The sequence below is a fragment of the Stutzerimonas sp. S1 genome, assembly GCF_025966695.1.
Classification (GTDB): Bacteria; Pseudomonadota; Gammaproteobacteria; order Pseudomonadales; family Pseudomonadaceae; genus Stutzerimonas.
The window spans coordinates 275,914-300,037 of the sequence record NZ_JAOEIY010000005.1 but is presented as its reverse complement, the minus strand read 5'-3'; the positions used below and the strand labels follow the sequence as shown (position 1 = coordinate 300,037).

Sequence of the window (24,124 nt, the reverse complement as noted above, 5' to 3'; positions counted from 1 at the left end):
GACCCGGGTGCGGGCCGCCTACTGCCCTCGAAGGAAGCCGCAATGCAAGCCGAACTCGACACCTATCTCGAACACCTGCGCAGCACCCGGCAGCTGTCGCCGCACTCGGTGGACGGCTATCGGCGCGATCTGCACAAGGTCATCGCCCATGGCGAAAGGCAACGGCTGGAGACTTGGCGCGAGCTGAGCAGCGCCCATCTGCGTCAGTTGATCGCCGAACTGCACCGCAAGGGTCAGTCCAGCCGCAGCCTGGCGCGCCTGCTGTCTTCGGTACGCGGCCTGTATCGCTACCTCAACCAGGAAGGGCTCTGTCAGCACGATCCGGCTGCCGGGCTGTCCGCGCCGAAAGGTGAACGCCGCCTGCCGCGCCTGCTGGATACCGACCGTGCCATGCAGCTGCTGGATGGTGGCGTGGAGGACGATTTCATCGCCCGCCGCGATCAGGCCATGCTGGAGCTGTTCTATTCCTCCGGCCTGCGCCTGTCCGAGCTGGTCGGCCTGGACCTCGATCAACTCGATCTGCCCGCCGGGCTGGTACGGGTGACCGGCAAGGGCAACAAGGCTCGCGAGCTGCCGGTCGGCCGCAAAGCGCGCGAAGCGCTGCAGGCCTGGCTGCCGCTACGCGCCCTGGCCGGACCGCAGGACGGCGCACTGTTCATCGGCCAGCAGGGCCGGCGCCTCGGCCAGCGGGCCGTGCAGAAGCGCGTCCGCGAGGCCGGTGTGCGCGAGCTGGGTCAGCACCTGCACCCGCACATGCTGCGCCACAGCTTCGCCAGCCATCTGCTGGAGTCGTCTCAGGACTTGCGTTCGGTCCAGGAGCTGCTCGGCCACGCCGATATCGGCACCACGCAGATCTATACCCATCTGGATTTCCAACACCTGGCCAAGGTCTATGACCAGGCGCACCCGCGTGCCAAACGCAAGCAGGACAGTGAATCGTGACTATTCGCCTGATCACCTTCGACCTCGACGACACGCTCTGGCAGGCCAAGCCGATCATTCAGGGCGCCGAGCGGGTCCTGCGCGACTGGCTGGCCATGCACGCGCCGTTGCTCGGCGACTTCCCTGTCGAAGCGCTGGGAGCGATCCGACGCATGCTGATCGAGCAGGAGCCGGGCCTCAAGCATCGCATCAGCGAACTGCGCCGACGCATCCTGTTCCATGCGCTGGCCGATGCGGGTTATCCGCAGGCACAGGCGCAACAGCTGGCCGAAGAAGGGTTCCGAGTGTTCCTCGATGCGCGCCATGCGATCGAGTTGGCCCCCGAAGTGTTGCCCACGCTGGAGTGGCTGGCCAACCACTACACCCTGGGTGTGCTCACCAATGGCAATGCCGATGTGCGCCGGCTGGGGCTGGCCGACTATTTCCAGTTCGCCCTGTGCGCCGAAGAGCTGGGCGTCGGCAAGCCCGATCCACAGCCGTTCCGCGAGGCCCTGCGGCTGGCCGGAGTGGCCGCCGAGCACGCGGTGCACATCGGCGACCATCACGAGGACGACATCTTCGGCGCGCAGCAGGCCGGGTTGCGCGCGATCTGGTACAACCCGCAGCAGCAGCCCTGGCAGCACGCGCATCAGCCCGATGCCGAGATCCACAGCCTGACGGAACTACCCAGGCTGCTCAAGCGCTGGCAGCCCTGAGCGCACCGCGACGGAAACCATCCGGCAGCGCACCAGCGCATACAGGCCAAGACGAAAAAGCCCGCGCGATGGCGGGCTCTTCAGGTGGCGGGCGGACTCAGATAGGCCGGCTGCCATACTTGCTGTCGGGCTTCTTTGGCGGGTCGGCCACCACGTTCGGTTCGACCTCCTGCACCTTGCCGCCACGCGCAAGGAATTCCTCCATGGCGCGCGCCAGGGCATCACGCTCCTTCTGCTTGGCCTCCAGGCTGGGCAGCTCGTCGGGCTCGGCGGCTTTGGCCTTGGCCTTCTTCGGCGTCGGCGTGGCGCGTTCGCTGTCGGTGCCCTCGTCGTCCAGGGCCTCATCGCCGTCGTCGGCAGCGTTCAGCTCTTCCTCGCCGTCCTCCTCGTCGGTCACATCCAGATCGTCTTGTTCGAGTTCTTCGTCGCTCATGTTCAACCTCATGGCTTGCCAAAGCGGTAAGTTATAGCCCAGCGATGCGCAATGATTGCCATCGCCAAAAAAAATTCAACTTGCCATCCCGTGCAGGGTCGCCAGCACTTGCCGGGAGCCGCCCTGATCGCGGTGTTCGCCGAGATAGATGCCCTGCCAGGTCCCCAGCCCAAGACGGCCAGCGCTGACCGGGACACTCAGCTGGCAGCCCAGCAGGCTGGCCTTGAAGTGCGCCGGCAGATCATCCGGCCCTTCGTAGTCATGCTCGTAACCGCCCTCGCCTTGCGGCACCAGGCGATTGAAGAAACGCTCGAAGTCACGTCGCACGGCAACATCGGCGTTTTCGTTGATGGTCAGTGAGGCCGAGGTGTGCCGCAACCACAGGTGTAACAGACCGACCTCGCAGCGCCGCAGTTCCGGCAGCTCCGCCAACAGTTCGTCGGTGATCAGATGAAAACCGCGCGGTCGTGGCCGCAGGGTGATCAAGGTCTGTTGCCACATGTTCTAAGCTCACGCCCAACGGCTGGTCGGGCGCATTCTAGCGCGGCGGCGAAAAAAACAAAGGGCGCCAAAAGGCGCCCTTGCTAACTGCATCAGGATCACTTCTGACGCGTGAACTCCGGGTAGGCCTCGAGGCCACATTCGACCACGTCGACGCCTTCGTACTCCTCTTCCTCGCTCACCCGCAGCCCCATCACCAGTTTGATGATGCCCCAGACGATCAGACTGGCGATGAACACCCAGGCAAAGATCGACGCCACACCCAGCAGCTGGGCACCGAAGGTCGCATCGCTATTGGTCAGCGGGACCGCCAGCACGCCCCAGATGCCGGCCACACCGTGAACCGAGATGGCGCCGACCGGATCGTCCAGCTTCAGCTTGTCCAGCGTGAGGATGCTGAACACCACCAGTACGCCGCCCACCGCGCCGATCAGTGTGGCTTGCAGGGCACTCGGGGTGAGCGGCTCGGCAGTGATCGCCACCAGGCCGGCCAGCGCACCGTTGAGCACCATGGTCAGGTCGGACTTGCCGAACAGCAGCCGTGCCGTGATCAACGCGGCGAGCAGGCCGCCGGCAGCGGCCATGTTGGTGTTGGTGAACACCTGGGCGACCGCGTTGGCATCCTCGATGGTGCTCATCTTCAGCTGCGAACCGCCATTGAAGCCGAACCAGCCCATCCACAGGATGAAGGCACCGAGGGTCGCCAGTGGCAGGTTGGCGCCGGGGATCGCGTTGATCTGACCGTTGGGCCCGTACTTGCCCTTGCGCGGACCGAGCAGCAGTACGCCCGCCAGCGCGGCAGTGGCACCGGCCATGTGCACCACGCCGGAGCCGGCGAAGTCCATGAAACCGGCTGCATCGAGGAAACCGCCGCCCCACTTCCAGAAGCCCTGGATCGGGTAGATGAAAGCGGTCATCACCACCGCGAAGGCGATGAAGGCCCACAGTTTCATGCGCTCGGCCACCGCGCCGGAAACCACCGACATGCAGGTCGCGGCGAACACCACCTGGAAGAAGAAGTCGGCACGTGCCGAGTAGTAGGGCGCGTCGTCACCGCCGGCAGCGACCACATCCACCGCGTGCTCGTCGCCGATCAGCAGGCCTAGGCTCGGCAGGATGCCGCCCTCAGGACTGGAATACATGATGTAGTAGCCGACCAGCAGGTACATCACCGATGCCACCGCGTAGAGCACGATGTTCTTGGTGAGGATTTCGGCGGTGTTCTTCGCGCGTACCAGGCCGGATTCGAGCATGGCAAAACCGGCCGCCATCCACATCACCAAAGCCCCGCAGATCACGAAGTAGAAGGTATCGAGTCCGTACTGGACGGGTATCAATGCTGTGCTATCCATGTGTCACCTCTTGCTGTCGCGCTTTGCGCGCTATTCGTGCAGGCCCGCGAGCGGGCCCGGGGCCTGCCGTCATTCCGGGTTGGCTCCGGAATGAACTCCGTGAATGCCTTACAGGTTGTAGCCACGCTCGTTGTGCAGGCTGAGGTCGAGGCCGACGGTTTCCTGCTCCTCGTTCACCCGCAGGCCCATCACCAGATCGATCACCTTGAGGATCAGGTAGGTGACGACGGCGGTGTAGACGACGGTGAACAGCACGCCCTTGAACTGAATCCACAGCTGCAAGGCGATGTTCTCCACTTCGCCGAAGCCGCCCAGCGCCGGCGCGGCGAACACACCGGTGAGCAGGGCGCCGACGATGCCCCCCACGCCGTGCACGCCGAAGGCGTCCAGCGAATCGTCGTAGCCGAGCTTGCGCTTGAGGCTGGTGGCGCAGAAGAAGCAGATCACGCCCGAGGCCAGGCCGATGACCAGCGCGCCCATCGGGCCGGCGGTACCGGCGGCCGGAGTGATGGCCACCAGGCCGGCGACGACCCCGGACGCAATACCCAGCGCGCTCGGTTTGCCGTGGGTGATCCACTCGGCGAACATCCAGCCCAGCGCCGCGGCTGCGGTGGCAATCTGGGTCACCAGCATGGCCATTCCCGCGGTACCGTTGGCCGCCACCGCCGAGCCGGCGTTGAAGCCGAACCAGCCGATCCACAGCATCGCGGCGCCCACCAGGGTCAGGCCCAGGTTGTGCGGTGCCATCGGTGTGGTCGGGAAGCCCTTGCGCTTGCCCAGCACCAGGCAGGCCACCAGGCCAGCGATACCGGCGTTGATGTGAACCACGGTGCCGCCGGCGAAGTCCAGCACGCCCCAGTCCCACATCAGACCGCCGTCGCCACCCCAGACCATGTGCGCGATCGGCGCATAGACCAGGGTGAACCAGACGCCCATGAACAGCAGCATCGCGGAGAACTTCATGCGCTCGGCGAAGGCGCCGACGATCAGCGCCGGAGTGATGATGGCGAAGGTCATCTGGAAGGTGATGAAGACGCTTTCGGGGAAGGCGCCGACCAGACTGTCGATCGTCAGACCGCTGAGGAACGCGCGATCCAGGCCGCCGACGAAGGAGTTGAAGTTGGTGACGCCTGCTTCCATGCCGGACGTGTCGAACGCCAGGCTATAGCCGTAGACCATCCAGAGAATGCTCATCAGGCCGGTGATGGCAAAGCACTGCATCATCACCGAGAGGATGTTCTTCGAACGGACCATGCCGCCGTAGAACAACGCCAGGCCAGGGATCGTCATGAACAGCACCAGCGCGGTGGCTGTGAGCATCCATGCCGTATCGCCTGAATCCAGCGTCGCCTCCTGCGCCATGGCCAGGCCGGGGCTTAACAGAGACAAAAGGGCTCCTAGCCCTGCGAATTTACGCAGAGTCATGGTTTTACTCCTGGGGCGTGGGGGTTCGGAGGTGTCGCTTAGATCGCGTCGGTATCGGTTTCGCCGGTACGGATACGAATGGCCTGTTCCAGGTTGACCACGAAGATCTTGCCGTCACCGATCTTGCCGGTGTTGGCCGCCTTGGTGATGGCTTCGATGACCCGATCGAGCTGGTCATCGGCGATGGCCACGTCGATCTTCACCTTCGGCAGGAAATCGACCACATATTCGGCCCCGCGATACAGCTCGGTATGGCCTTTCTGCCGCCCGAAGCCCTTGACCTCGGTGACGGTAATTCCCTGGACGCCGATTTCAGACAGCGACTCGCGCACGTCGTCCAGCTTGAACGGCTTGATGATGGCAGTGACTAGTTTCATGAAACTTCTCCCGTTTAGGTGGACTTGCCCCAGAAGTACGAACCCGGCTCAAGTCTAAGCTGGTGTCCGGCTCTTGTAACGCTTGGACTGATGGCCAAGCGCAGGTCCGACACCTCATCCCTTCCAGCAAAACGACTCGAATCATCGAGCGTCGCAACGCTCTGGTGCGTGCGTCATCAGGGTCAAAGCAGAATCGGTGCCAGTTTTACGCAACGCCCGCGATTGCGGGGCTTGGCCGCCACTGCCAGGCATGACGGGTAGACAGGGACAACATGACGCACCAAAACAGCGCACTCATGCACGTCCGACTGCGCAAATTTTGTGCACCTGCAGGCAAGCAGCCCTCGGAAATTCGCGTGCTACACTGCCGGCCGTTCAAATGCAGGTACTTGTCATGTTGCCACCCAAAGCGTTCCTCGATGCCCTCGGCTCCCAAGCCTCGCGCCTGTTCAATGGCGAGACGCCGCTGCCGCGCCCCGAGTTCGAAGCCCAGCTCAAGGCCGTGGTGCAAGGCGCACTGAACAAGCTCGATGTGGTCAGCCGCGACGAATTCGACAGCCAGATGGTTGTCCTGGCGCGCACCCGTGCCCGCCTGGAGGCGCTGGAAGCGAAAGTCGCCGAACTGGAAGAGAAGCTCGCCCCGCCCACGGCCGAATAGACCGGGCGGCGGCACCGATCAAGGAGTGATCGAATGTCCCTCGCCATCGTAAACAGCCGCGCACAGGTAGGCGTCGAAGCGCCACCGGTGACGGTCGAAGCCCATCTGGCCAACGGATTGCCGGCACTGGCGCTGGTCGGCCTGCCGGAAACCGCGGTCAAGGAGAGCAAGGACCGCGTGCGCAGCGCGATCCTCACCTCCGGTTTCGATTTCCCCGCACGGCGCATCACCCTGAATCTCGCACCGGCCGACCTGCCCAAGGATGGCGGGCGTTTCGACCTGGCCATCGCACTGGGCATTCTCGCCGCCAGCGGCCAATTGCCAGCCGAGCCGCTCGAGCGCCTCGAATGCCTGGGCGAGCTGGCCCTTTCTGGTGCACTGCGTCCAGTTCAGGGCGTGCTGCCGGCGGCACTCGCCGCCCGCGCCGCCGGCCGTGCCCTGCTCGTACCGCGAGCCAACGCCGAGGAAGCCAGCCTCGCGTCCGGACTGACCGTCTATGCCGCCGAGCACCTGCTTGAGGTCGCCGCGCACTTCAACGGCGTCACACCACTCGAACCCTACGTGGCCCAGGGCCTGCTGCGGCAGGTTCAGCCCTACCCGGACCTGGCCGACGTGCAAGGCCAGCAGGCCGCCAAACGCGGGCTGCTGATCGCCGCCGCCGGGGCGCACAACCTGCTGTTCTCCGGTCCACCCGGCACCGGCAAGACCTTGCTGGCCAGCCGCCTGCCGGGTTTGCTGCCGCCGCTGGATGAACAGGAAGCATTGGAAGTTGCGGCGATCCAGTCGGTGGCCAGCCATGGCCCGCTGGCCCACTGGCCGCAACGACCGTTCCGTCAGCCCCATCACAGTGCATCCGGCCCGGCACTGGTGGGTGGCGGCAGCCGACCGCAGCCCGGCGAGATCACCCTGGCGCACCACGGCGTGCTGTTTCTCGATGAGCTGCCCGAGTTCGACCGCAAGGTGCTCGAGGTCTTGCGTGAACCTCTGGAGTCGGGGCACATCGTCATCGCCCGGGCCCGCGACAAGGTGCGATTTCCCGCGCGTTTCCAGCTGGTAGCGGCAATGAACCCCTGCCCGTGCGGCTACCTCGGCGACCCGAGTGGCCGCTGCCGCTGCTCGCCAGACCAGATTCAACGCTATCGCGGCAAGCTTTCCGGCCCGCTGCTCGATCGCATCGACCTGCACCTGACCGTCGCCCGCGAGGCGACCTCGCTGCACGCTGCTCCCGTGGCCGGCGAGAGCAGTGCCAGCGTCGCCACGCGGGTCGCCCAGGCACGGCAGGCCCAGCTGGCTCGCCAGGGCTGCGCCAACGGCTTTCTCGACCTCGCCGGACTGCGCAACCACTGCCGGCTCGGCGATGACGACCAGCAGTGGCTGGAACGTGCCTGCGAACGCCTCGGCCTGTCGCTGCGCGCCGCTCACCGTCTGCTCAAGGTGGCACGCACGCTGGCCGATCTGGAACAGGCCGAGTCCATCAGTCGCCAGCACCTCGCCGAAGCGCTGCAGTATCGCCCCGGCAGCCAGAGCTGAAGCGAGCCTGCGAGCGTGCCAGGCGGGTGCCGACAACCGCTCATTATCGCGGTCTGTGTTAAGTTGGCTGGCTTTCGCCACAGGCGGCCACTCCCCAGACACAACCGAAGGAGCGCAGCATGGAGGCAAAACAGCCCTCGTCTTCCTACCTCAACGCCCCGGTCTTCTACGGCTCGGCACTCATCATCCTGGCGCTGGTGCTCTACAGCGTCGGCTTCCAGAGCCAGGCACAAGCGCTGTTCAGCGATGCGCAGAGCTGGATCATCGGCAACGTCAGCTGGCTGTACATTCTCGCCGTCGCCCTCATCCTGCTGATGGTGGTACTGCTGGCCTTCAGTCGCTATGGCGACATCAAGCTCGGCCCCGATCACAGCGAGCCGGACTACAGCGCGCTGACCTGGTTTGCCATGCTGTTTTCCGCCGGCATGGGCATCGGCCTGATGTTCTTCGGCGTCGCCGAACCGGTGATGCACTTCCTCTCGCCGCCAACCGGTGAAGGCGGCACGATCCTCGCCGCCCGCGATGCAATGAAGATCACCTTCTTCCACTGGGGCCTGCATGCCTGGTCGATCTACGCCATCGTGGCGATGATCCTGGCCTACTTCGCCTACCGCCATGGCCTGCCGCTGACCCTGCGTTCGGCGCTGTATCCGCTGATTGGCGAACGCATCTACGGGCCGATCGGCCACGCCGTGGACATCTTCGCCATCATCGGCACGGTGCTGGGCGTCGCCACCTCGCTCGGCCTAGGCGTTACCCAGATCAACACCGGACTGAACCATCTGTATGGGCTGCCGATATCCGTGCCGGTGCAGATCGGCCTGATCATTGCCACCACGCTGCTGGCCACCATCTCCGTGGTCACCGGACTGGACAAGGGCGTGCGCCGGCTGTCCGAGTTGAACCTGTCACTGGCGGCGCTGCTGATGCTGGTGGTGCTGATCCTCGGTCCCACCGTGTTCATCCTGCAGACCTTCGTGCAGAACACCGGCAGCTACCTGTCGGACATCGTCAACAAGACCTTCAACCTCTACGCCTACGAGCCGAACGACTGGATCGGCGGCTGGACGCTGTTCTACTGGGGTTGGTGGCTGGCCTGGTCGCCCTTCGTCGGACTGTTCATCGCGCGCATCTCACGGGGCAGGACGATCCGCGAGTTCGTCGCCGGCGTGCTCTTGGTGCCGACCGCCTTCACCCTGCTGTGGATGACCGTGTTCGGCGACACCGCGATCCACATGATCCTCTGGGAAAATGTGAGCAGTCTCGGCGAGGCCATCGAGCGCGACAGTTCGCTCGCGCTGTTTGCCTTCCTCGAGCACTTCCCCTTTTCGGGCTTCATTTCGCTGATCGCCATCATCATGGTGGTGGTGTTCTTCGTCACCTCGGCCGACTCCGGTGCGCTGGTGGTGGACATGCTCGCTTCGGGCGGCCAGCCAGGCACGCCGGTGTGGCAGCGGATCTTCTGGGCCTCGACCATGGGTGGTGTGGCCATCGCCCTGCTGCTGGCCGATGGCCTGACTGCGCTGCAGACCGCCACGATCGCCAGCGCGCTGCCCTTCACCATCGCTCTGCTCTGTTCGATGTGGGGTTTGCTCAAGGCCCTGCGCCTGGACGCGACCAAACAGGGACTGCGCTACCAGGCGCTGAACACCTCGCCCAGCGCGCCGCGCAGCGCCGGCGGCTGGCAGCGGCGGCTACGCAACCTCATGCTGTTTCCTCGCCGCGCGCATGTGGTGCGCTTCATCGCCGAAGTGGTCCGTCCCGCTTGCGAGGCGATCGCCGAGGAAATGCGCAAGCAGGGCTACACCGCCGAGATCAGCGAAGGCGAGGACCGGCGCGTGCGCATCGAGATCCGCCACGAGGGCGAACCGGACTTCATCTACGAGGTGCGCCCGAGGGCCTACGTGATGCCGAGCTTCGTCGCCGCCAGCAGCGAGGATGATGAGCGCGAGGAGCGCAAATACTTCCGCGCCGAGGTGCATCTCAAGGAGGGTGGGCAGGATTACGACGTGATGGGCTGGAGCCGCGACGATGTCATCGGCGACATCCTCGACCAGTACGAGAAGCACATGCACTTCCTGCACATGGTCCGCTGAACCCGTCCCTGGCTTGCCGCGAATCCGTTCAGAGCGCCAGCCCGGCCTGGCACTCTGAACTCATGAACGCAGTCAGTTCAGCGAGCGGCAGCGGTTTGCTGACCAGATAGCCCTGCACCTGATGCGCGCCGAAGCGCTTGAGTAGTTCGAGCTGCTCGGCGGTTTCCACGCCCTCGGCGACGATCTCCAGCTGCAGGTTGTGTGCGAGGCTGACCATCGCCTGCACCAGCTGGCGGTTGTGATCCATGCTGGCGACGAAGCTCTTGTCGATCTTCAGCAAGGTGATCGGCAGACTGGAGAGGTGCACGAAGGAAGAAAAACCGGTACCGAAATCGTCCAGCGAAAAGCGCACGCCCAGCTTGCCGAGGGTCTCCATGGTGCGCCGCACCTGCTCGCTGCGGCGCATCACGGCAGTCTCGGTGAGTTCGAACTCCAGCCAGTGCGGGTCGATACCGCATTCCTCGATCAGGCGTCCGAGAGTGGCCAGCAGCTGACTGTCCTGGAACTGCCGGAACGACAGATTGACCGCCATGTGCAGCGTACCCACGCCCTGTGCCCGCAGCGTCTGCAGATCGTGCAGGGCGCGCGCAATGACCCAGTAACCCAGCGGCACGATCAGCCCGCTTTCCTCGGCCAGCGGAATGAAGGCGTCTGGCGCCAGCAGCCCGCGTTCCGGGTGAACCCAGCGCACCAGAGCCTCGAGACCGACGATCCGCCCGCTGGCCAGGCACAGGCGCGGCTGATAGTGCAGTTCCAGTTCGCCACGCCGCAGCGCCTGGCGCAGCTCGCTCTCCAGCTCGGTCAGGCTGCGTGCACCGCGACTGGCCTGCTCGTCATAGAAACGCCAGGTGCAACCCTGGCTCGCCTTGGCCTGACGCATGGCACTCTGCGCATGCCACATCAGCGGATCGGCACCGATCCCCTGGTGCGCGGGGGCGAGCCCCAGGCTGCAGCCCAGCATCAGGCTTTCACCGTCGACCCAATACGGTTCGGCAAGCGCCTCGACGATACGGTCGGCCACCTCGGCAGCGCGTTGCGGCCGGTCGCGGACATCCAGCAACAGCGCGAATTCGTCCCCACCCAGCCGCGCCAGCGCATCGCCCTCTTCCAGCTGCGCCTGCAGCCGGGCGACCACCTGCAGCATCAGTCGGTCACCCGCCTGGTGGCCGAGCGAATCGTTGACGTGACGGAAGTTGTCGAGGTCCAGATAGCCGAGCTCCAGGCCACGCCCCTGATGCTCGGCCAAGGCGGCCACCAGCATGGCCTGGAAGCCCTGCCGATTGACGATGCCGGTGAGCGGGTCGTATTCGGCCAGCCGCTGCAGCGAGCCCTGCAGGCTGCAGCGCTCGCGGGCGTAGCGCAGACAGCGGCGCAGGATCTCCGCACTGAGCTGGTCGCGCACCAGCCAGTCGACCACCCCTTCCGGCGGTGCAGACGGCTCATGATCTAGCAGCAGGATCACCGGCCACTGACACGCCTGCGCTGCCGGGCGGCATACCGGCGTGGTCAGCAGCAGGCCCCGGGCACTCGCTTGCAGCTGCGCCTGCGCCGCTGCCCAGTCCGGCACGACCAGCAAGGTCTGCGCGCCCGGCATGGCGCGCAGACAGGCGCGCAACCGCTCGGCCCATTCGGGCCGCTCGGCCAGCAATACCAGCGACATCGGTGGAACGGGCGCGGACAAGCAGCCTCCCAGGCTCCAGAAAAGTGCGGACCAACCCACACCTGACGTTTTCAGCAATCTACTGCAGGACGGGTGCCGACAAGACTAATGGAATATTCGTATTAACCAAGGCCCGGAAGCGACGATTGGGCGCGGTTTCGCCCCATGCGGCGGAGTTTCCGCCCGCCGGCCTGTTAAACTCTCGCCCCCGCTTCGAACGACCTGAACGACATGTCCCGACTCAACCCTCGGCAGCAGGAAGCCGTGAACTACGTCGGCGGCCCCATGCTGGTGCTCGCTGGCGCCGGTTCCGGCAAGACCAGCGTGATCACCCGCAAGATCGCCTACCTCATCCAGCAATGTGGCATCCGCGCCCAGTACATCGTCGCCGTGACCTTCACCAACAAGGCCGCCCGCGAGATGAAGGAGCGCGTCAGCAGCCTGCTGCGCGGCGGCGAGGGCAAGGGCCTGACCGTGTCGACGTTCCACAACCTGGGCCTGAACATCATACGCAAGGAATACGCCAAGCTCGGCTACAAGCCCGGTTTCTCGATCTTCGATGAGGGTGATATCAAGGCGCTGCTGACCGACATCATGCAGAAGGAATATGCCGGTGATGACGGGGTCGACGAGATCAAGAACTACATCGGCAACTGGAAGAACGACCTGATCCTGCCCGAGGAGGCGCTGGCCAGCGCGCGCAATCCCAAGGAACAGACCGCCGCCATCGTCTACACCCACTACCAGCGCACGCTCAAGGCGTACAACGCGGTGGATTTCGACGACCTCATCATGCAGCCGGTCAAACTGTTCCAGGACCATCCCGAGGTGCTGGAGAAGTGGCGCAACAAGGTGCGCTACATGCTGGTGGACGAATACCAGGACACCAACGCCAGCCAGTATCTGTTAGTGAAACTGCTGGTGCAGGAGCGCGCGCACTTCACCGTGGTGGGCGACGACGACCAGTCGATCTACGCCTGGCGCGGCGCGCGCCCGGAAAACCTGATGCAGCTGAAAGAGGACTTTCCCTCGCTGAAGGTGGTGATGCTGGAGCAGAACTACCGTTCCACCAGCCGCATCCTCAAGTGCGCCAACGTACTGATTTCCAACAACCCCCACGCCTTCGAGAAGCAGCTGTGGTCGGAAATGGGCCACGGCGATCCGATCCGCGTGATCCGCTGCCGTAACGAGGAAGCCGAAGCCGAGCGGGTGGCGGTGGAAATCCTCACCCTGCATCTGAAGACCCAGCGGCCCTACAGCGATTTCGCCATCCTCTACCGCGGCAACTACCAGGCCAAGCTGATCGAGCTGAAGCTGCAGCACCATCAGATTCCCTATCGGCTGTCTGGCGGCACCAGCTTCTTCGCCCGTCAGGAAGTGAAGGACCTGATGAGCTACTTCCGCCTGCTGGTCAATCCGGACGACGACAACGCCTTCCTGCGCGTGATCAACGTGCCGCGCCGCGAGATCGGTTCGACCACCCTGGAAAAGCTCGGCAACTACGCCACCGCGCGCAAGATTTCCATGTACCAGGCCTGCGACGAGATCGGCCTGGGCGAGCACCTCGACAGCCGCTTCACCGATCGCCTGACGCGCTTCAAACGCTACATGGACAACCTGCGCCAGCAGTGCGCGCAGAACGATCCGATCGCCGCGCTGCGCAGCATGGTGATGGACATCGACTACGAGACCTGGGTGCGCAGCCAGACCTCCAGCGACAAGGCTGCGGACTTCCGCATGGGCAACGTCTGGTTCCTCATCGATGCGTTGAAGAACACCCTGGAGAAGGATGAAGAAGGCGCGATGACCATTGAGGAGGCCATCGCCAAGCTGGTGCTGCGCGACATGCTCGAACGTCAGCAGGAAGAGGAAGAAGGCGCCGAGGGCGTGCAGATGATGACCCTGCACGCCTCCAAGGGACTGGAGTTCCCCTACGTGTTCATTCTCGGCATGGAAGAGGAAATCCTTCCGCACCGCTCCAGCATCGAGGCCGACACCATCGAGGAAGAACGCCGCCTGGCCTACGTCGGCATCACCCGTGCGCGGCAGAACCTGGCCATGACCTTCGCCGCCAAGCGCAAGCAGTATGGCGAAATCATCGAGTGCATGCCGAGCCGCTTCCTCGACGAACTGCCGTCAGAAGACCTGGAATGGGAAGGCCAGGAAGACGCGCCGGTGGAAGTGAAGGCCGCACGCGGCAACGACGCACTCGCGGCGATGCGGGCGATGCTCAAACGCTGACACCACGCCTTCGTTCGACGAGCATTCAGCGCCGGTTTGTATCCCGTAACCTAACCGCTGCATGCTTGGCCGATCGCGGTTTCTGGAGGGATTCGATGTACCACGGCGAACGCTTCAATGCCTGGACGCACCTGGTCGGCGCCGTTCTGGCCAGCCTGGGCGCCATCTGGCTGCTGGTGCTGGCGGCGCTCGACGGCGAGCTGACGAAGATCGTCAGCGCGGCGATCTACGGCCTCAGCCTGATCCTGCTCTACAGCATCTCGACGCTCTACCACAGCCTGCGCGGGCGGGCGAAGGTGGTCATGCGCAAGCTCGATCACCTGTCGATCTACCTCTTGATCGCCGGCAGCTACACGCCGTTCTGCCTGATCACCCTGGCCGGCCCCTGGGGCTGGACGTTGTTCGGCATCGTCTGGAGCCTGGCGGTGATCGGCATGCTGCAGGAGATCAAGCCGCGCTCGGAGGCGCGGGTGCTGTCACTGGTGATCTATGCGGTGATGGGCTGGATCGTGCTGGTGGCGGTCAAGCCACTGCTGGCGGCACTCGGCGGCGCCGGCTTCGCCTGGTTGCTGGCCGGCGGCATCTGCTACACGGTGGGCATCGTCTTCTTCGTCTTCGACGAGCGTTTCCGCCACTGGCACGGCATCTGGCACATCTTCGTGATGGTCGGCAGCCTGCTGCACTTCATCGCGATTCTGTTCTACGTGATCTGATCAGTGCTGCTCATCCAGCGCCGCGGCGCTGCCGAGCACCGCTTCCAGCTCGCGTGCCGCGGCACGCAGGCGCGGCACGAATTCCAGCAGTTGCGCCATCGAACAGCGGATCACCGGTGCATGGCTGAACAGGCAGGCCAGCAGCTCGCCGCCGGCAGCGCGCACCGGCACCGCACAGGCGACCATGCCGTCGATGAATTCCTCGGAGTCGGTACCCAGCTGCTCTTCCCGCACCCGGGCCAGATCGTCGCGCAGGGCGCTGAGATCGGTGAGGGTGTTGCGCGCCATCCGTTGCAGCGGCAGGCGCGGCAGCACGCGCTCCAGTTGCTCCGGCGGCAGCGAGGCGAGATAGAGCTTGCCGCTGGCGGTGCACCAGAGCGGCGTGCGGCTGCCGATCGGCAGGTTGATCTGCAGCGGCCAGTTGGTCTGCACCCGGTCGAAATAGAGCATGTCCAGCCCGTCCGGGATCGCCAGCCCGCAGGTCTCGCCGATCGCTTCGGAGAGCTGGCGCAGGATCGCCTGGCGCAACGCCTTGTGCCGACTGCTGCGCAGGATATTCAGCGCCGCGACGTGCAGGCGCTCGCCCGGCAACAACCCGCCGCGCAGGCCGAACTGCAGGAAGCCTTCCTTTTCCAGCGTCTGCACCAGCCGGTGCGCGCTGGCCTTGGGGATGTCCAGGCGCTCGGCCAGCGCGGTCGGGCTGAGCGGCTCCTTCGCCGCCGCCACCGCCTCGATGATTTCCAGCACGCGGGTGATGGAAGAGCCTTTCTCGCGGGGAGTGCTGCGCATCGTCTGCCTTGTCGTTCGATGAAGATGGACGCCCCGCAGGGCGCCCGGGAGTGTAGCGACCGGCACCGCCAGTGCAACGGTGCCGCGTGGGTCACTTCATGGTCGGCATGGCAAACTCGGCGCCGGCACGAATACCGGTGGGCCAGCGCCGGGTCACGGTCTTCATCCGGGTGAAGAAACGCACCCCATCCGGGCCGTGCATGTTCAGCGGGCCGAACACCGAGCGCTTCCAGCCGCCGAAGCAGTGGAAGGCCATCGGCACCGGAATCGGCACGTTGACGCCAACCATGCCGACCCTGACGTTCTCCTCGAACTGCCGCGCGGTGTCGCCGTCACGGGTGAAGATCGAGGTGCCGTTGCCGTACTCGTGGTCGTTGATCAGCTGCAGCGCCTCATCGAAGCGCTTCACCCGTACCACGGCCAGCACCGGGCCGAAGATTTCTTCGCGGTAGATGCGCATGCTCGGCGTGACCCGGTCGAACAGCGTCGGGCCGACATAGAAGCCGTTCTCATGGCCCTCGACCTCGATGCCGCGGCCGTCGCAGACCAGCGTCGCCCCCTCCTCCACGCCCAGATCGATGTAGCCGCTGACCTTCTGCTGGTGCTCCCGGGTCACCAGCGGGCCCATGTGCGGCTCGGGCTCGACGCCCAGACCCGGGCCGGTGCGCATCTGGCCGATCTCGTCCTTGAGCATGCCGACCAGCTTGTCCGCCACTTCGTCGCCGACGCACACCGCCACCGAGATCGCCATGCAGCGCTCGCCGGCCGAGCCGTAGGCCGCGCCCATCAGCGAGCTGACCACCTGCTGCGGATCGGCATCGGGCATCACCACCATGTGGTTTTTCGCCCCGCCGAGGGCCTGGCAGCGCTTGCCGTGGGCCGAGGCGGCGGCATAGATGTATTCGGCGATCGGCGTCGAGCCGACGAAGCTGACCGACTGCACGCGCTCATCGGTGAGCAGCACGTCCACCGCTTCCTTGTCGCCGTTGACGATGTTCAGCACACCGGCCGGCAGCCCCGCCTCGGCCAGCAGCTCACCAATCAGCATCGTCGCGCTGGGGTCCTTTTCCGAGGGCTTCAAGACGAAGGTGTTACCGCAGGCGATGGCCACCGGGAGCATCCATAGCGGCACCATGGCCGGGAAGTTGAACGGGGTGATGCCGACGCAGACGCCGAGCGGCTGCATCAGCGAGTTGGAATCGATGTCGCGACCGACATTGGAAGAAAACTCGCCCTTGAGCAGGTGCGGGATGCCGCAGGCGAACTCGACCACTTCCAGCCCGCGGGTGACTTCACCCTGGGCGTCGGAAAACACCTTGCCGTGCTCGCTGGTGATCAGCCGAGCGACGTCGTCGCGACGCCGTTCGAGCAATTCCTTGAAGCGGAACATGACCCGCGCGCGCACCAGCGGCGGCGTCTTCGACCAGTCGTCGAAGGCGGCCTGGGCAGCGGCAATCGCTTCGCGGGTTTCATCCGCCGAGGACAGCGAGACATACAGGCGCGGCTCGCCGGTGGCCGGGTTGTAGACGGTGGCGTGGCGCTCGGAGCGGCCGGCGACGGCCTCGTTGTTGATCAGGTTGCCGAGGGTCTGCATGGCTTCACTCCTGGTTCCAGACGGTTTCGTAGAGGTCGATGATTTCCGCTTCCGTGGGCACGCGCGGATTGTTGCCCGGCGAGCCGGAGGCCAGCGCCTGCTTGGCCATGGTCGCGCGCAGCTCGAAGAAGCGTTCGCGGGCGATGCCGAACTGCTCGGGGCTCGGCACCTTGAGTTCCTGATTGATCGCCCGCAGCTCGGCGAGCAGCTTGGCGTTCGCCACCTCGACGCTGTCGGTCTGCGCGGCGACGCCCATCGCCCGCGCACAGTCGGCGTAGCGCTCGGGCGCCGCGGGAATCGAGAAGGCGGTGATCGCCGGCAGCAGCATGGCGTTGGACAGCCCGTGCGGCACATGGAAGAAGGCACCGATCGGCCGGCTCATGCCGTGCACCAGCGCCACCGAGGCATTGGAGAAGGCGATTCCGGCCAGGGTCGCGCCGAGCATCATCGCTTCACGCGCGGCGCGGTTGCCCGGCTGGTGGAAGGCTGCGCGCAGGTTCGGCGCCAGCAGCCGCATGGCCTGCAAAGCCTGGGCATCGCTGTAGAGGCTGGCCTTGCGGCTGACATAAGCCTCGATGGCGTGGGTCAGCGCGTCGATGCCGGTGTCGGCGGTGACCCGCGGCGGCAGCGAGAGGGTCAGCTCGTAGTCGATCAGCGCGGCGATGGGCATGAAGCCAAGGCCCGCGCAGAGCATTTTCTCGTCGCTGGTCTCGTCGGTGATGATGGTGAAACGCGTCGCCTCCGAGCCGGTGCCGGCGGTGGTGGGGATGGCGATCAGCGGCAGGCCGGCTTCGCTGACATCGCGCGGGAAGCGGTAGTCGCGCATCTCGCCGCCGAATTTGCCGAGGATGCCGATGGCCTTGGCCGAATCGATCGGGCTGCCGCCACCGAGGGCGACGATGGAATCGAAATCGCCCTGGCGGACCATTTCCACACCCGCTCGAATCGAAGCAGCGGTCGGTTCCGGCAGGGTATCGGCGAAGCACTGGCTGGCGATGCCGGCTTCTTCCAGCTGGCCGGCGATGCGCGCGACATAGCCGAGCTCGACCATCATGCGGTCGGTGACGATCAGCGGGCGACTGCAGCCCAGTTCCTGCAGCACGCGGGCGAGTTGCCTGCTGGCGCCGGCGCCGACTTCCATCAGGCGCGGCAGGACGATGCGATGGCTCATGAGCATTCTCCGAGGTGGGCCACCTGATGAGCTGGCAGCTTCTTATTTTGAGACTTTATGTCTCACTATGATTTGGAGAGTAGGTAGAGCAGGCAGCCGCCGTCAACCTGAAACGAGACCTTTCGTCTCAGAATTAGAGGTGTGCTTATTGGAAATACAGGATCAGCGGGCGCTCAGACGATCGCGAAGCTGAGTCGATTGTTGGCGAAGGCGTTCACACGCGAACTGCGCATCGGCCCGCGCCTGGGCATCCAGCTCGCCCATATCAGCCTCGACATTGAGCAGCACGGCATCGACGCAGGCGCTCAGCAACAACACCGCCGCCTCGACATCACAGCGCAGCGAGGGCTCGACCATCGGCAAGGCGCGCTCGGCAATGCCCAGCGCCTCGACGCAGGCATGTGCCGTCGCCAGCGGCACTGCGCAAGCCTGTCGCGACAAGGCAGGCGTCTCGCCCTCATTGCCATGCAGGTATTCGAAAAACACCGCCACATCGTCATCGGCGAAGGCACCGGGACGACCAAGCAGTGAGCGGGCTTCGGCCAGCAGCGCCTCGCAGGAAGCATCGCCTTGCGCCGCGCTGACCCGCAGCGCCTTGACGATCAGCGCTACGGCGAGGTCGGCGCTGACCGCAGTTACCGCACCGCAGCCGGGCAACGCACGCTCGGCCACGGCGTGGCGAAACTGCGCGAGGCTCAATTGCCAGAGCCCCTGCCCCGCGCCCGGCCGGTCGGCTTCGCCCATCAGGCCGACTTGGCTCCGTCCCAGTGCAGCAGCACATCGAGCATGCGGTTGGAGAAGCCCCACTCGTTGTCGTACCAGGCCATCACCTTGACCAGCTCACCCTGCACGCGGGTCTGGCTGAGGTCGGCGACGCAGGAGGCGGGATAGCCGTTGAAGTCGCAGGAGACCAGCGCTTCCTCGTTGCACTCCATGACGCCGGTTGGCAGCTTCTGCGCCCCGGCACGCAGGATGTCGTTGATCGCCTCGACGCTGTCCGGCGCGTTCTCGGCGATGAAGGTCAGGTCGACCAGCGAGACGTTCGGCGTCGGCACCCGCACCGAGAGGCCGTCCAGACGCCCGGCCAGCTCCGGCAGCACCAGGCCGATGGCCTTGGCGGCACCGGTGGTGGACGGAATCATCGACAACGCGGCGGCACGGGCGCGGTAGAGGTCGCTGTGCGCCTTGTCCAGCAGGTTCTGGTCGTTGGTGTAGGAATGCACGGTGTTGAGCAGGCCCTGACGAATGCCGACCGCCTCGTGCAACACCTTGGCCAGCGGCGCCAGGCAATTGGTGGTGCAGGAGGCGTTGGAGACGACGCGCTGATCGCCCAGCAGCTGGTGATTCACGCCGTAGACCACGGTCAGGTCGCCGCCATCCAGCGGGTGCGAGGCGAACACGCGGCCGGCCCCGGCCTGCAGGTGCTGCTCGATCATCGCGCGCTTCTTGAACTTGCCGGTGCACTCGAGCACCACATCGACATTCAGCTCCTTCCACGGCAGCTGGGTCGCATCGCGTTCGGCCAGCAGGCGGATCGCCTGGCCGCGCACCAGCATCGACTCGCCCTGCAGTTCTACCGGCTCGGGAAAACGACCGAAGGTCGAATCGAAACGGGTCAGATGCACCAGCGTCTTGTGGTCGCTGAGATCATTGATCGCGACCACCTGCACCCGATCTTGCAATCCACGCTCGAACAGCGCGCGTACGACGGCGCGGCCGATACGTCCATACCCATTGATGGCAATACGCAACATGGTGATCCCCCGCTTGATGAATGTGCCCCTAGCTTAGGCGGAGTAACGCGTCGAGTGTTCAGTCATTTTGGCGCATGAACTCAGCGCTGGCGCCGCCCGTCGAGCGAACGAGTCAGCCAAACGGCACGTTTTGGACTGAGTGGCCAAATTAAGCGAGAATGCGCGGCTTTCCAGGCGGCGCCATTGCCGGCGTTGCCTCTCCTAAGTACCGGATGCCCGCCGCTGCTCGGCCTGGCTTCCGCGGGGTTCGCTCGAGGTGGCACGTTCGTGGAACAACTGAAACAGAAAATTCGCAGTGAAGGCGTCGTACTGTCCGACCGCGTGCTCAAGGTCGATGCCTTCCTCAACCATCAGATCGACCCCAAGCTGATGCAGTTGATCGGCCAGGAGTTCGCCCGCCGCTTTCGCGATGCCGGCGTTACCAAGATCGTCACCATCGAGGCTTCGGGCATCGCGCCGGCGGTGATGGCCGGTCTCGAACTGGGCGTACCAGTAATCTTCGCCCGCAAGCACCAGTCGCTGACCATGACCGACAACCTGCTGACCGCCTCGGTGTACTCCTTCACCAAGCAGGTGGAGAGCACCATCGCGATTGCGGCCAACCATTTATCGGCCAATGACCGGGTGCTGATCATCGATGACTTTCTGGCCAACGGCAAAGCCGCCAAGGGTCTGATCTCGATCATCCAGCAGGCCGGCGCCAGCATTGCCGGGCTCGGCATCGTCATCGAAAAGTCATTTCAGAGCGGGCGTAGGGAGCTCGAGGAAACCGGCCTGCGTATCGAATCGCTGGCACGCATCGAATCGCTGCGCGACGGTCAGGTCCACTTCATCGAGTAAACAGCGCTCAAGCCCGCGCCCCAGAGCATCGAACACCCGGCCCGCCACCCTGCGGATCACGGATGACTGGCGAATCGGCGCTCGAACGCCTACATAGTCGCCGCCGGCCAAAGGCAGTTATCGGCAGACAAGCACCGGCTGCGGGTTGTTTGATGCAAGCCCGTCGCTGTTGGGGTGCGTTACCCGGTATACCGGCCTCACAAAGCCCGGCCATCGCGCGACTGCTTGCCGAACGACCGGGGATTCGGCGTTTGAGCCGGCCCGGTACCGGTTCCACTCAGCCAGAACGACAAAGCCGCCCGAAGGCGGCTTTGTAGGTGACGCTGTCAGCCTGTGTCGATCAGAGACCGGACATGTGCTGGATGGCGGCCTTCAGCTCGTCATCCGAGCAGTCGCCACAGGTACCTTTCGGCGGCATGGCGTTGATGCCACTGATCGCAGTCTTCAGGATGCCGTCGAGGCCACCCTTGGCATCGGCACGCGCCTTCCAGGCGGCGGCATCGCCAACCTTCGGCGAGTTCAGCAGACCGCTGCCATGACAGGCGGTGCAGAACTTGCCGACGATTTCTTCACCGCTGCGGGCAGCGCCACCGGCGGCAGCCGCAGCACCGGCACCGGCCGCTGCGCACTCTTCGCCCTGAATACATACTTCGCCCACCGGCTTCAAACGCTCGGCGATGGCTTCGTTGGTCGTAGCCTGAGCGCTCATTGCCCACAGGGCCACTACGGCAGTCTGTGCTACCAGGATCTTCTTAATCAGGTTCACCTTTCACCCTCATTGTGGCTAGACACGCCCGCGGCCACGGTTACGCGAGCGGGCGGTAGTATAACGGCAAGCCCCGTCAGCCGAAACAACTGCTGTCGGCACCGGTCGCGCCAGCGACCCTTTGTCGCATTGCAGCCCGCCTGCTCAGAAGTTCGCCGGCGTGGTCGCGCTGATCAGGCGGGCCGGCTCATCGAATGGATTGCGGAAGCGGTGCGGTTTGCTGCTTTCAAAGTAGTAGCTGTCACCCGTCTCGAGCACATAGGTCTGGCCGTTGACCGTGAGCTCCAGGCGTCCCTCGACCAGCATGCCGGCCTCTTCCCCCTGATGGGCAAGCATGTCCATGCCTGTATCCGCCCCGGGCGGGTAGGTTTCGTCGAGGAAGGCGATGGCCCGGCTCGGATGCGCCTTGCCCACCAGCTTCATGCTCACCGCGCCATCGGAGATGTCGATCAGCTCGCTCGCCTTGTAGACCACCTGGGTGTCGCTGTCCTGCTCGAAGTCCGGCGAAAAGAACTCCACCAGCGACATGGGAATCCCGCTCAGGACCTTCTTCAGCGAGCTGATCGAGGGGCTGACGCTGTTCTTCTCGATCATGGAAATGGTGCTGTTGGTGACGCCCGCGCGCTTGGCGAGTTCACGCTGGGACAGCCCTTTTAGCTTGCGGATGGTTTGCAGTCGAACGCCTACGTCCAATACGGGGATCCCCTACCAAGAGCGATGCGATTGGGCGCTATGATGGCAACGGCGTTCAGTATTTACAACACGCTGGAGCGCTATCCGGGGCGCTCCGAACAGGCGGCTCACGCGGTCAGAGATTCGGCCCGGACAAGTCCGGCAACGCGGCGACGATGGTGATCTCCACGCGCACCTCCGGCGCATACAGCAGCGCCTGCACTGTGGTACGCGCCGGCGCGCTACCCAGCGGCACCCAATCGTCCCAGACCTCGTTCATCCCCGCGTAGTCGGCGACATCGCGCAGGTGGATCAGCGCCGACAGCAGACGCGACTTGTCGGTGCCGGCCTCGGCGAGCATCCGCTCGATGCTCGCCAGGGTTTCGCGAGTCTGCTGGCGGATGTCGCCAGACAGATCATCGGCCAGTTGGCCGGACAGATAGACCGTGCCCCGGTGGATGACCGCCTCGCTGTAGCGGGGCTTAGTGTGCAGGCGCTGGATGGGCATGCTTGCGGATCTCCTTGTGCGTGCCATAGCGGAAGATGTCCAGGCCCTCGGTACTGATCTGCGGACGTTTGGACGCCAGCAGATCAGCCAGCACACGTCCGGAGCCGCAGGCCATGGTCCAGCCGAGGGTGCCGTGGCCGGTATTGAGGAACAGGTTGCGGTACGGCGTGGCGCCGATGATCGGCGTACCGTCTGGCGTCGCCGGCCGCAGTCCGGTCCAGAATAGCGCCTCGCTCGTGTCGCCGCCCAGCGGGAACAGATCGCCGACGACCATTTCCAGCGTTTCTCGCCGCCGCGGGTTGAGCGACAGGTCGTGACCGGCGATCTCCGCCATGCCGCCAACGCGAATCCGTTGGTCGAAGCGGGTGATGGCTACCTTGTAGGTTTCATCGAGCACGGTGGACACCGGCGCCATTGCCGGATCGCTGATCGGTACCGTCAGCGAATAGCCCTTGAGCGGATATACCGGAGCGCGGATGCCCAGCGGTTTGAGCATTTGCGGGCTGTAGCTGCCCAGCGCCAGTACGTAGCGATCGGCCGCCTCCAGCTTACCGTCGATCCACACTCCGGCAAGCCGGTCGCCAGCGTAGTCGAGGCGTTGAATATTCTGCTCGAAGCGAAACTCGACACCTAGCTCGCGTGCCATCTCGGCCAGGCGAGTGGTGAACAACTGACAGTCGCCGGTCTGATCATTCGGCAGGCGCAGGGCGCCGCTGAGCTTGTCTGCCACGTTCGCCAGCGCTGGCTCGACACGCGCGATGCCGGCGCGGTCGAGCAGCTCGTAGGGCACGCCGGAACGCTCCAGCACGGCGATGTCCTTGGCGGCCGCATCCAACTGCGCCTGGCTGCGAAACAGCTGGGTGGTGCCGAGCTGGCGGCCTTCATAGGCGATGCCGGTTTCCCCGCGCAATTCATCGAGGCAGTCGCGACTGTACTCGGACAGCCGAACCATGCGCTCCTTGTTCACCGCGTAACGTGCGGCGGTGCAATTGCGCAGCATCTGCGCCATCCACAAATACTGGTCAACATCGCCGGTCAGCTTGATCGCCAGCGGCGCGTGGCGCTGCAACAGCCACTTCATCGCCTTCAGCGGCACTCCCGGCGCGGCCCACGGTGAGGCATAACCGGGCGACACTTGCCCGGCATTGGCGAAACTGGTCTCCATGGCCACCGCCGGCTGGCGGTCGACCACCACCACCTCGAAACCGGCCCGCGCCAGATAGTAGGCGCTGGCAGTACCGACGACGCCGCTTCCCAATACCAGTACACGCATTGCTGCCTCCCGCCCGCTTCGACCGGGCTTTTCCGGATCACTATTGAAGCGGAGTATAAAAAGCAGCAGCCAGTGATATTCCCTATATAAATAGCTATCTTTGGCCTTTCTTAACGCCAAATGCGCTTTTCGTG

General features: G+C 64.8%; 23 protein-coding genes. 8 read left to right on the top strand and 15 right to left on the bottom strand.

The window, feature by feature from the left end:
* Positions 1-42: 42 nt before the first annotated feature.
* Positions 43-942, top strand: a complete 900-nt coding sequence (gene xerC, locus N8H22_RS12835) for a tyrosine recombinase XerC (RefSeq protein ID WP_264590900.1) — start codon at positions 43-45, stop codon at positions 940-942.
* Positions 939-1,637 (top strand): HAD family hydrolase, encoded by a 699-nt coding sequence (locus N8H22_RS12830; protein ID WP_264590899.1) that lies wholly within the window; start codon positions 939-941, stop codon positions 1,635-1,637. The genes xerC and N8H22_RS12830 overlap by 4 nt, the downstream gene beginning before the upstream one ends.
* Positions 1,638-1,734: 97 nt before the next feature.
* On the opposite strand, the gene sutA is transcribed toward N8H22_RS12830, so the two are convergent.
* From sutA to glnK, 5 genes are all read right to left on the bottom strand, one after another.
* Positions 1,735-2,070, bottom strand: coding sequence for a transcriptional regulator SutA (sutA, locus tag N8H22_RS12825; protein WP_264590898.1), 336 nt, complete (start codon positions 2,068-2,070; stop codon positions 1,735-1,737).
* A gap of 75 nt (positions 2,071-2,145) precedes the next feature.
* Entirely contained in the window at positions 2,146-2,571 is a 426-nt protein-coding gene (locus N8H22_RS12820) for a secondary thiamine-phosphate synthase enzyme YjbQ (protein ID WP_264590897.1), read from the bottom strand.
* Positions 2,572-2,669: 98 nt separating this feature from the next.
* On the bottom strand, positions 2,670-3,923 hold the full coding sequence (locus tag N8H22_RS12815; RefSeq protein ID WP_264590896.1) for an ammonium transporter: 1,254 nt from the start codon (positions 3,921-3,923) through the stop codon (positions 2,670-2,672).
* Between the two features lie 108 nt (positions 3,924-4,031).
* Positions 4,032-5,348, bottom strand: coding sequence for an ammonium transporter (locus N8H22_RS12810; RefSeq protein ID WP_264590895.1), 1,317 nt, complete (start codon positions 5,346-5,348; stop codon positions 4,032-4,034).
* A gap of 38 nt (positions 5,349-5,386) precedes the next feature.
* Positions 5,387-5,725 (bottom strand): P-II family nitrogen regulator, encoded by a 339-nt coding sequence (glnK, locus tag N8H22_RS12805; protein WP_003096476.1) that lies wholly within the window; start codon positions 5,723-5,725, stop codon positions 5,387-5,389.
* Between the two features lie 394 nt (positions 5,726-6,119).
* Here glnK and N8H22_RS12800 point away from each other — a divergent pair, with 394 nt between their 5' ends.
* From N8H22_RS12800 to betT, 3 genes are all read left to right on the top strand, one after another.
* Positions 6,120-6,383, top strand: coding sequence for an accessory factor UbiK family protein (locus N8H22_RS12800; RefSeq protein ID WP_264590894.1), 264 nt, complete (start codon positions 6,120-6,122; stop codon positions 6,381-6,383).
* Positions 6,384-6,416: 33 nt separating this feature from the next.
* Complete coding sequence (locus tag N8H22_RS12795) at positions 6,417-7,913, top strand: YifB family Mg chelatase-like AAA ATPase (RefSeq protein ID WP_264590893.1); 1,497 nt, start codon at positions 6,417-6,419, stop codon at positions 7,911-7,913.
* 119 nt (positions 7,914-8,032) lie between these two features.
* Positions 8,033-10,009 (top strand): choline BCCT transporter BetT, encoded by a 1,977-nt coding sequence (gene betT, locus N8H22_RS12790; RefSeq protein WP_264590892.1) that lies wholly within the window; start codon positions 8,033-8,035, stop codon positions 10,007-10,009.
* A gap of 28 nt (positions 10,010-10,037) precedes the next feature.
* On the opposite strand, the gene N8H22_RS12785 is transcribed toward betT, so the two are convergent.
* Complete coding sequence (locus tag N8H22_RS12785; RefSeq protein WP_264591034.1) at positions 10,038-11,669, bottom strand: bifunctional diguanylate cyclase/phosphodiesterase; 1,632 nt, start codon at positions 11,667-11,669, stop codon at positions 10,038-10,040.
* Between the two features lie 231 nt (positions 11,670-11,900).
* Here N8H22_RS12785 and rep point away from each other — a divergent pair, with 231 nt between their 5' ends.
* Both rep and N8H22_RS12775 read left to right on the top strand, forming a co-directional pair.
* Positions 11,901-13,910, top strand: coding sequence for a DNA helicase Rep (gene rep / locus N8H22_RS12780; RefSeq protein ID WP_264590891.1), 2,010 nt, complete (start codon positions 11,901-11,903; stop codon positions 13,908-13,910).
* A 95-nt stretch (positions 13,911-14,005) separates the two neighbouring features.
* A complete protein-coding gene (locus tag N8H22_RS12775; RefSeq protein ID WP_264590890.1) occupies positions 14,006-14,623 on the top strand; it encodes a hemolysin III family protein in 618 nt (205 codons plus the stop codon).
* On the opposite strand, the gene N8H22_RS12770 is transcribed toward N8H22_RS12775, so the two are convergent.
* The 5 genes from N8H22_RS12770 to gap all read right to left on the bottom strand — a co-directional run bounded on the left by N8H22_RS12770 (position 14,624) and on the right by gap (position 19,931).
* Complete coding sequence (locus N8H22_RS12770; RefSeq protein ID WP_264590889.1) at positions 14,624-15,412, bottom strand: IclR family transcriptional regulator; 789 nt, start codon at positions 15,410-15,412, stop codon at positions 14,624-14,626.
* A gap of 91 nt (positions 15,413-15,503) precedes the next feature.
* Positions 15,504-17,006 carry a CoA-acylating methylmalonate-semialdehyde dehydrogenase gene (locus tag N8H22_RS12765; protein ID WP_264590888.1) on the bottom strand — a complete coding sequence of 501 codons (1,503 nt, stop codon included), beginning with the start codon at positions 17,004-17,006 and terminating at the stop codon, positions 15,504-15,506.
* A 4-nt stretch (positions 17,007-17,010) separates the two neighbouring features.
* Positions 17,011-18,177: an iron-containing alcohol dehydrogenase gene (locus tag N8H22_RS12760; RefSeq protein ID WP_264590887.1), complete on the bottom strand. Its 1,167-nt coding sequence runs from the start codon at positions 18,175-18,177 to the stop codon at positions 17,011-17,013.
* A gap of 162 nt (positions 18,178-18,339) precedes the next feature.
* Entirely contained in the window at positions 18,340-18,921 is a 582-nt protein-coding gene (locus tag N8H22_RS12755; RefSeq protein WP_264590886.1) for a cyclodeaminase/cyclohydrolase family protein, read from the bottom strand.
* Positions 18,921-19,931, bottom strand: a complete 1,011-nt coding sequence (gene gap / locus N8H22_RS12750) for a type I glyceraldehyde-3-phosphate dehydrogenase (protein WP_264590885.1) — start codon at positions 19,929-19,931, stop codon at positions 18,921-18,923. The genes N8H22_RS12755 and gap overlap by 1 nt, the downstream gene beginning before the upstream one ends.
* Positions 19,932-20,198: 267 nt before the next feature.
* Between gap and N8H22_RS12745 the strand changes: the two genes are divergently transcribed.
* Entirely contained in the window at positions 20,199-20,771 is a 573-nt protein-coding gene (locus N8H22_RS12745; RefSeq protein WP_264590884.1) for a xanthine phosphoribosyltransferase, read from the top strand.
* Between the two features lie 340 nt (positions 20,772-21,111).
* On the opposite strand, the gene N8H22_RS12740 is transcribed toward N8H22_RS12745, so the two are convergent.
* The 4 genes from N8H22_RS12740 to dadA form a co-directional block, all read right to left on the bottom strand.
* The gene (locus N8H22_RS12740; protein WP_264590883.1) at positions 21,112-21,537 is read right to left on the bottom strand and encodes a c-type cytochrome; all 426 of its coding nucleotides are present in this window, start codon (positions 21,535-21,537) and stop codon (positions 21,112-21,114) included.
* Between the two features lie 144 nt (positions 21,538-21,681).
* Entirely contained in the window at positions 21,682-22,230 is a 549-nt protein-coding gene (locus N8H22_RS12735; protein ID WP_264590882.1) for a cupin domain-containing protein, read from the bottom strand.
* A gap of 115 nt (positions 22,231-22,345) precedes the next feature.
* Positions 22,346-22,717, bottom strand: coding sequence for a RidA family protein (locus tag N8H22_RS12730; RefSeq protein WP_264590881.1), 372 nt, complete (start codon positions 22,715-22,717; stop codon positions 22,346-22,348).
* On the bottom strand, positions 22,692-23,990 hold the full coding sequence (gene dadA / locus N8H22_RS12725; protein ID WP_264590880.1) for a D-amino acid dehydrogenase: 1,299 nt from the start codon (positions 23,988-23,990) through the stop codon (positions 22,692-22,694). Before dadA ends, N8H22_RS12730 begins: the two co-directional genes overlap by 26 nt.
* Positions 23,991-24,124 lie beyond the last annotated feature (134 nt).

Coding starts and splice junctions, on each gene's coding strand:
- glnK (WP_003096476.1), bottom strand. CDS start 5,725: ATGAAACTAGTCACTGCCATCATCAAGCCGTTCAAGCTGGACGACGTG.
- N8H22_RS12795 (WP_264590893.1), top strand. CDS start 6,417: ATGTCCCTCGCCATCGTAAACAGCCGCGCACAGGTAGGCGTCGAAGCG.
- betT (WP_264590892.1), top strand. CDS start 8,033: ATGGAGGCAAAACAGCCCTCGTCTTCCTACCTCAACGCCCCGGTCTTC.
- gap (WP_264590885.1), bottom strand. CDS start 19,931: ATGTTGCGTATTGCCATCAATGGGTATGGACGTATCGGCCGCGCCGTC.
- N8H22_RS12775 (WP_264590890.1), top strand. CDS start 14,006: ATGTACCACGGCGAACGCTTCAATGCCTGGACGCACCTGGTCGGCGCC.
- N8H22_RS12770 (WP_264590889.1), bottom strand. CDS start 15,412: ATGCGCAGCACTCCCCGCGAGAAAGGCTCTTCCATCACCCGCGTGCTG.
- dadA (WP_264590880.1), bottom strand. CDS start 23,990: ATGCGTGTACTGGTATTGGGAAGCGGCGTCGTCGGTACTGCCAGCGCC.
- N8H22_RS12730 (WP_264590881.1), bottom strand. CDS start 22,717: ATGCCCATCCAGCGCCTGCACACTAAGCCCCGCTACAGCGAGGCGGTC.
- N8H22_RS12820 (WP_264590897.1), bottom strand. CDS start 2,571: ATGTGGCAACAGACCTTGATCACCCTGCGGCCACGACCGCGCGGTTTT.
- N8H22_RS12810 (WP_264590895.1), bottom strand. CDS start 5,348: ATGACTCTGCGTAAATTCGCAGGGCTAGGAGCCCTTTTGTCTCTGTTA.
- sutA (WP_264590898.1), bottom strand. CDS start 2,070: ATGAGCGACGAAGAACTCGAACAAGACGATCTGGATGTGACCGACGAG.
- N8H22_RS12755 (WP_264590886.1), bottom strand. CDS start 18,921: ATGGGCGAAGCCGACCGGCCGGGCGCGGGGCAGGGGCTCTGGCAATTG.
- xerC (WP_264590900.1), top strand. CDS start 43: ATGCAAGCCGAACTCGACACCTATCTCGAACACCTGCGCAGCACCCGG.
- N8H22_RS12815 (WP_264590896.1), bottom strand. CDS start 3,923: ATGGATAGCACAGCATTGATACCCGTCCAGTACGGACTCGATACCTTC.
- N8H22_RS12785 (WP_264591034.1), bottom strand. CDS start 11,669: ATGTCGCTGGTATTGCTGGCCGAGCGGCCCGAATGGGCCGAGCGGTTG.
- N8H22_RS12800 (WP_264590894.1), top strand. CDS start 6,120: ATGTTGCCACCCAAAGCGTTCCTCGATGCCCTCGGCTCCCAAGCCTCG.
- N8H22_RS12765 (WP_264590888.1), bottom strand. CDS start 17,006: ATGCAGACCCTCGGCAACCTGATCAACAACGAGGCCGTCGCCGGCCGC.
- rep (WP_264590891.1), top strand. CDS start 11,901: ATGTCCCGACTCAACCCTCGGCAGCAGGAAGCCGTGAACTACGTCGGC.
- N8H22_RS12760 (WP_264590887.1), bottom strand. CDS start 18,177: ATGAGCCATCGCATCGTCCTGCCGCGCCTGATGGAAGTCGGCGCCGGC.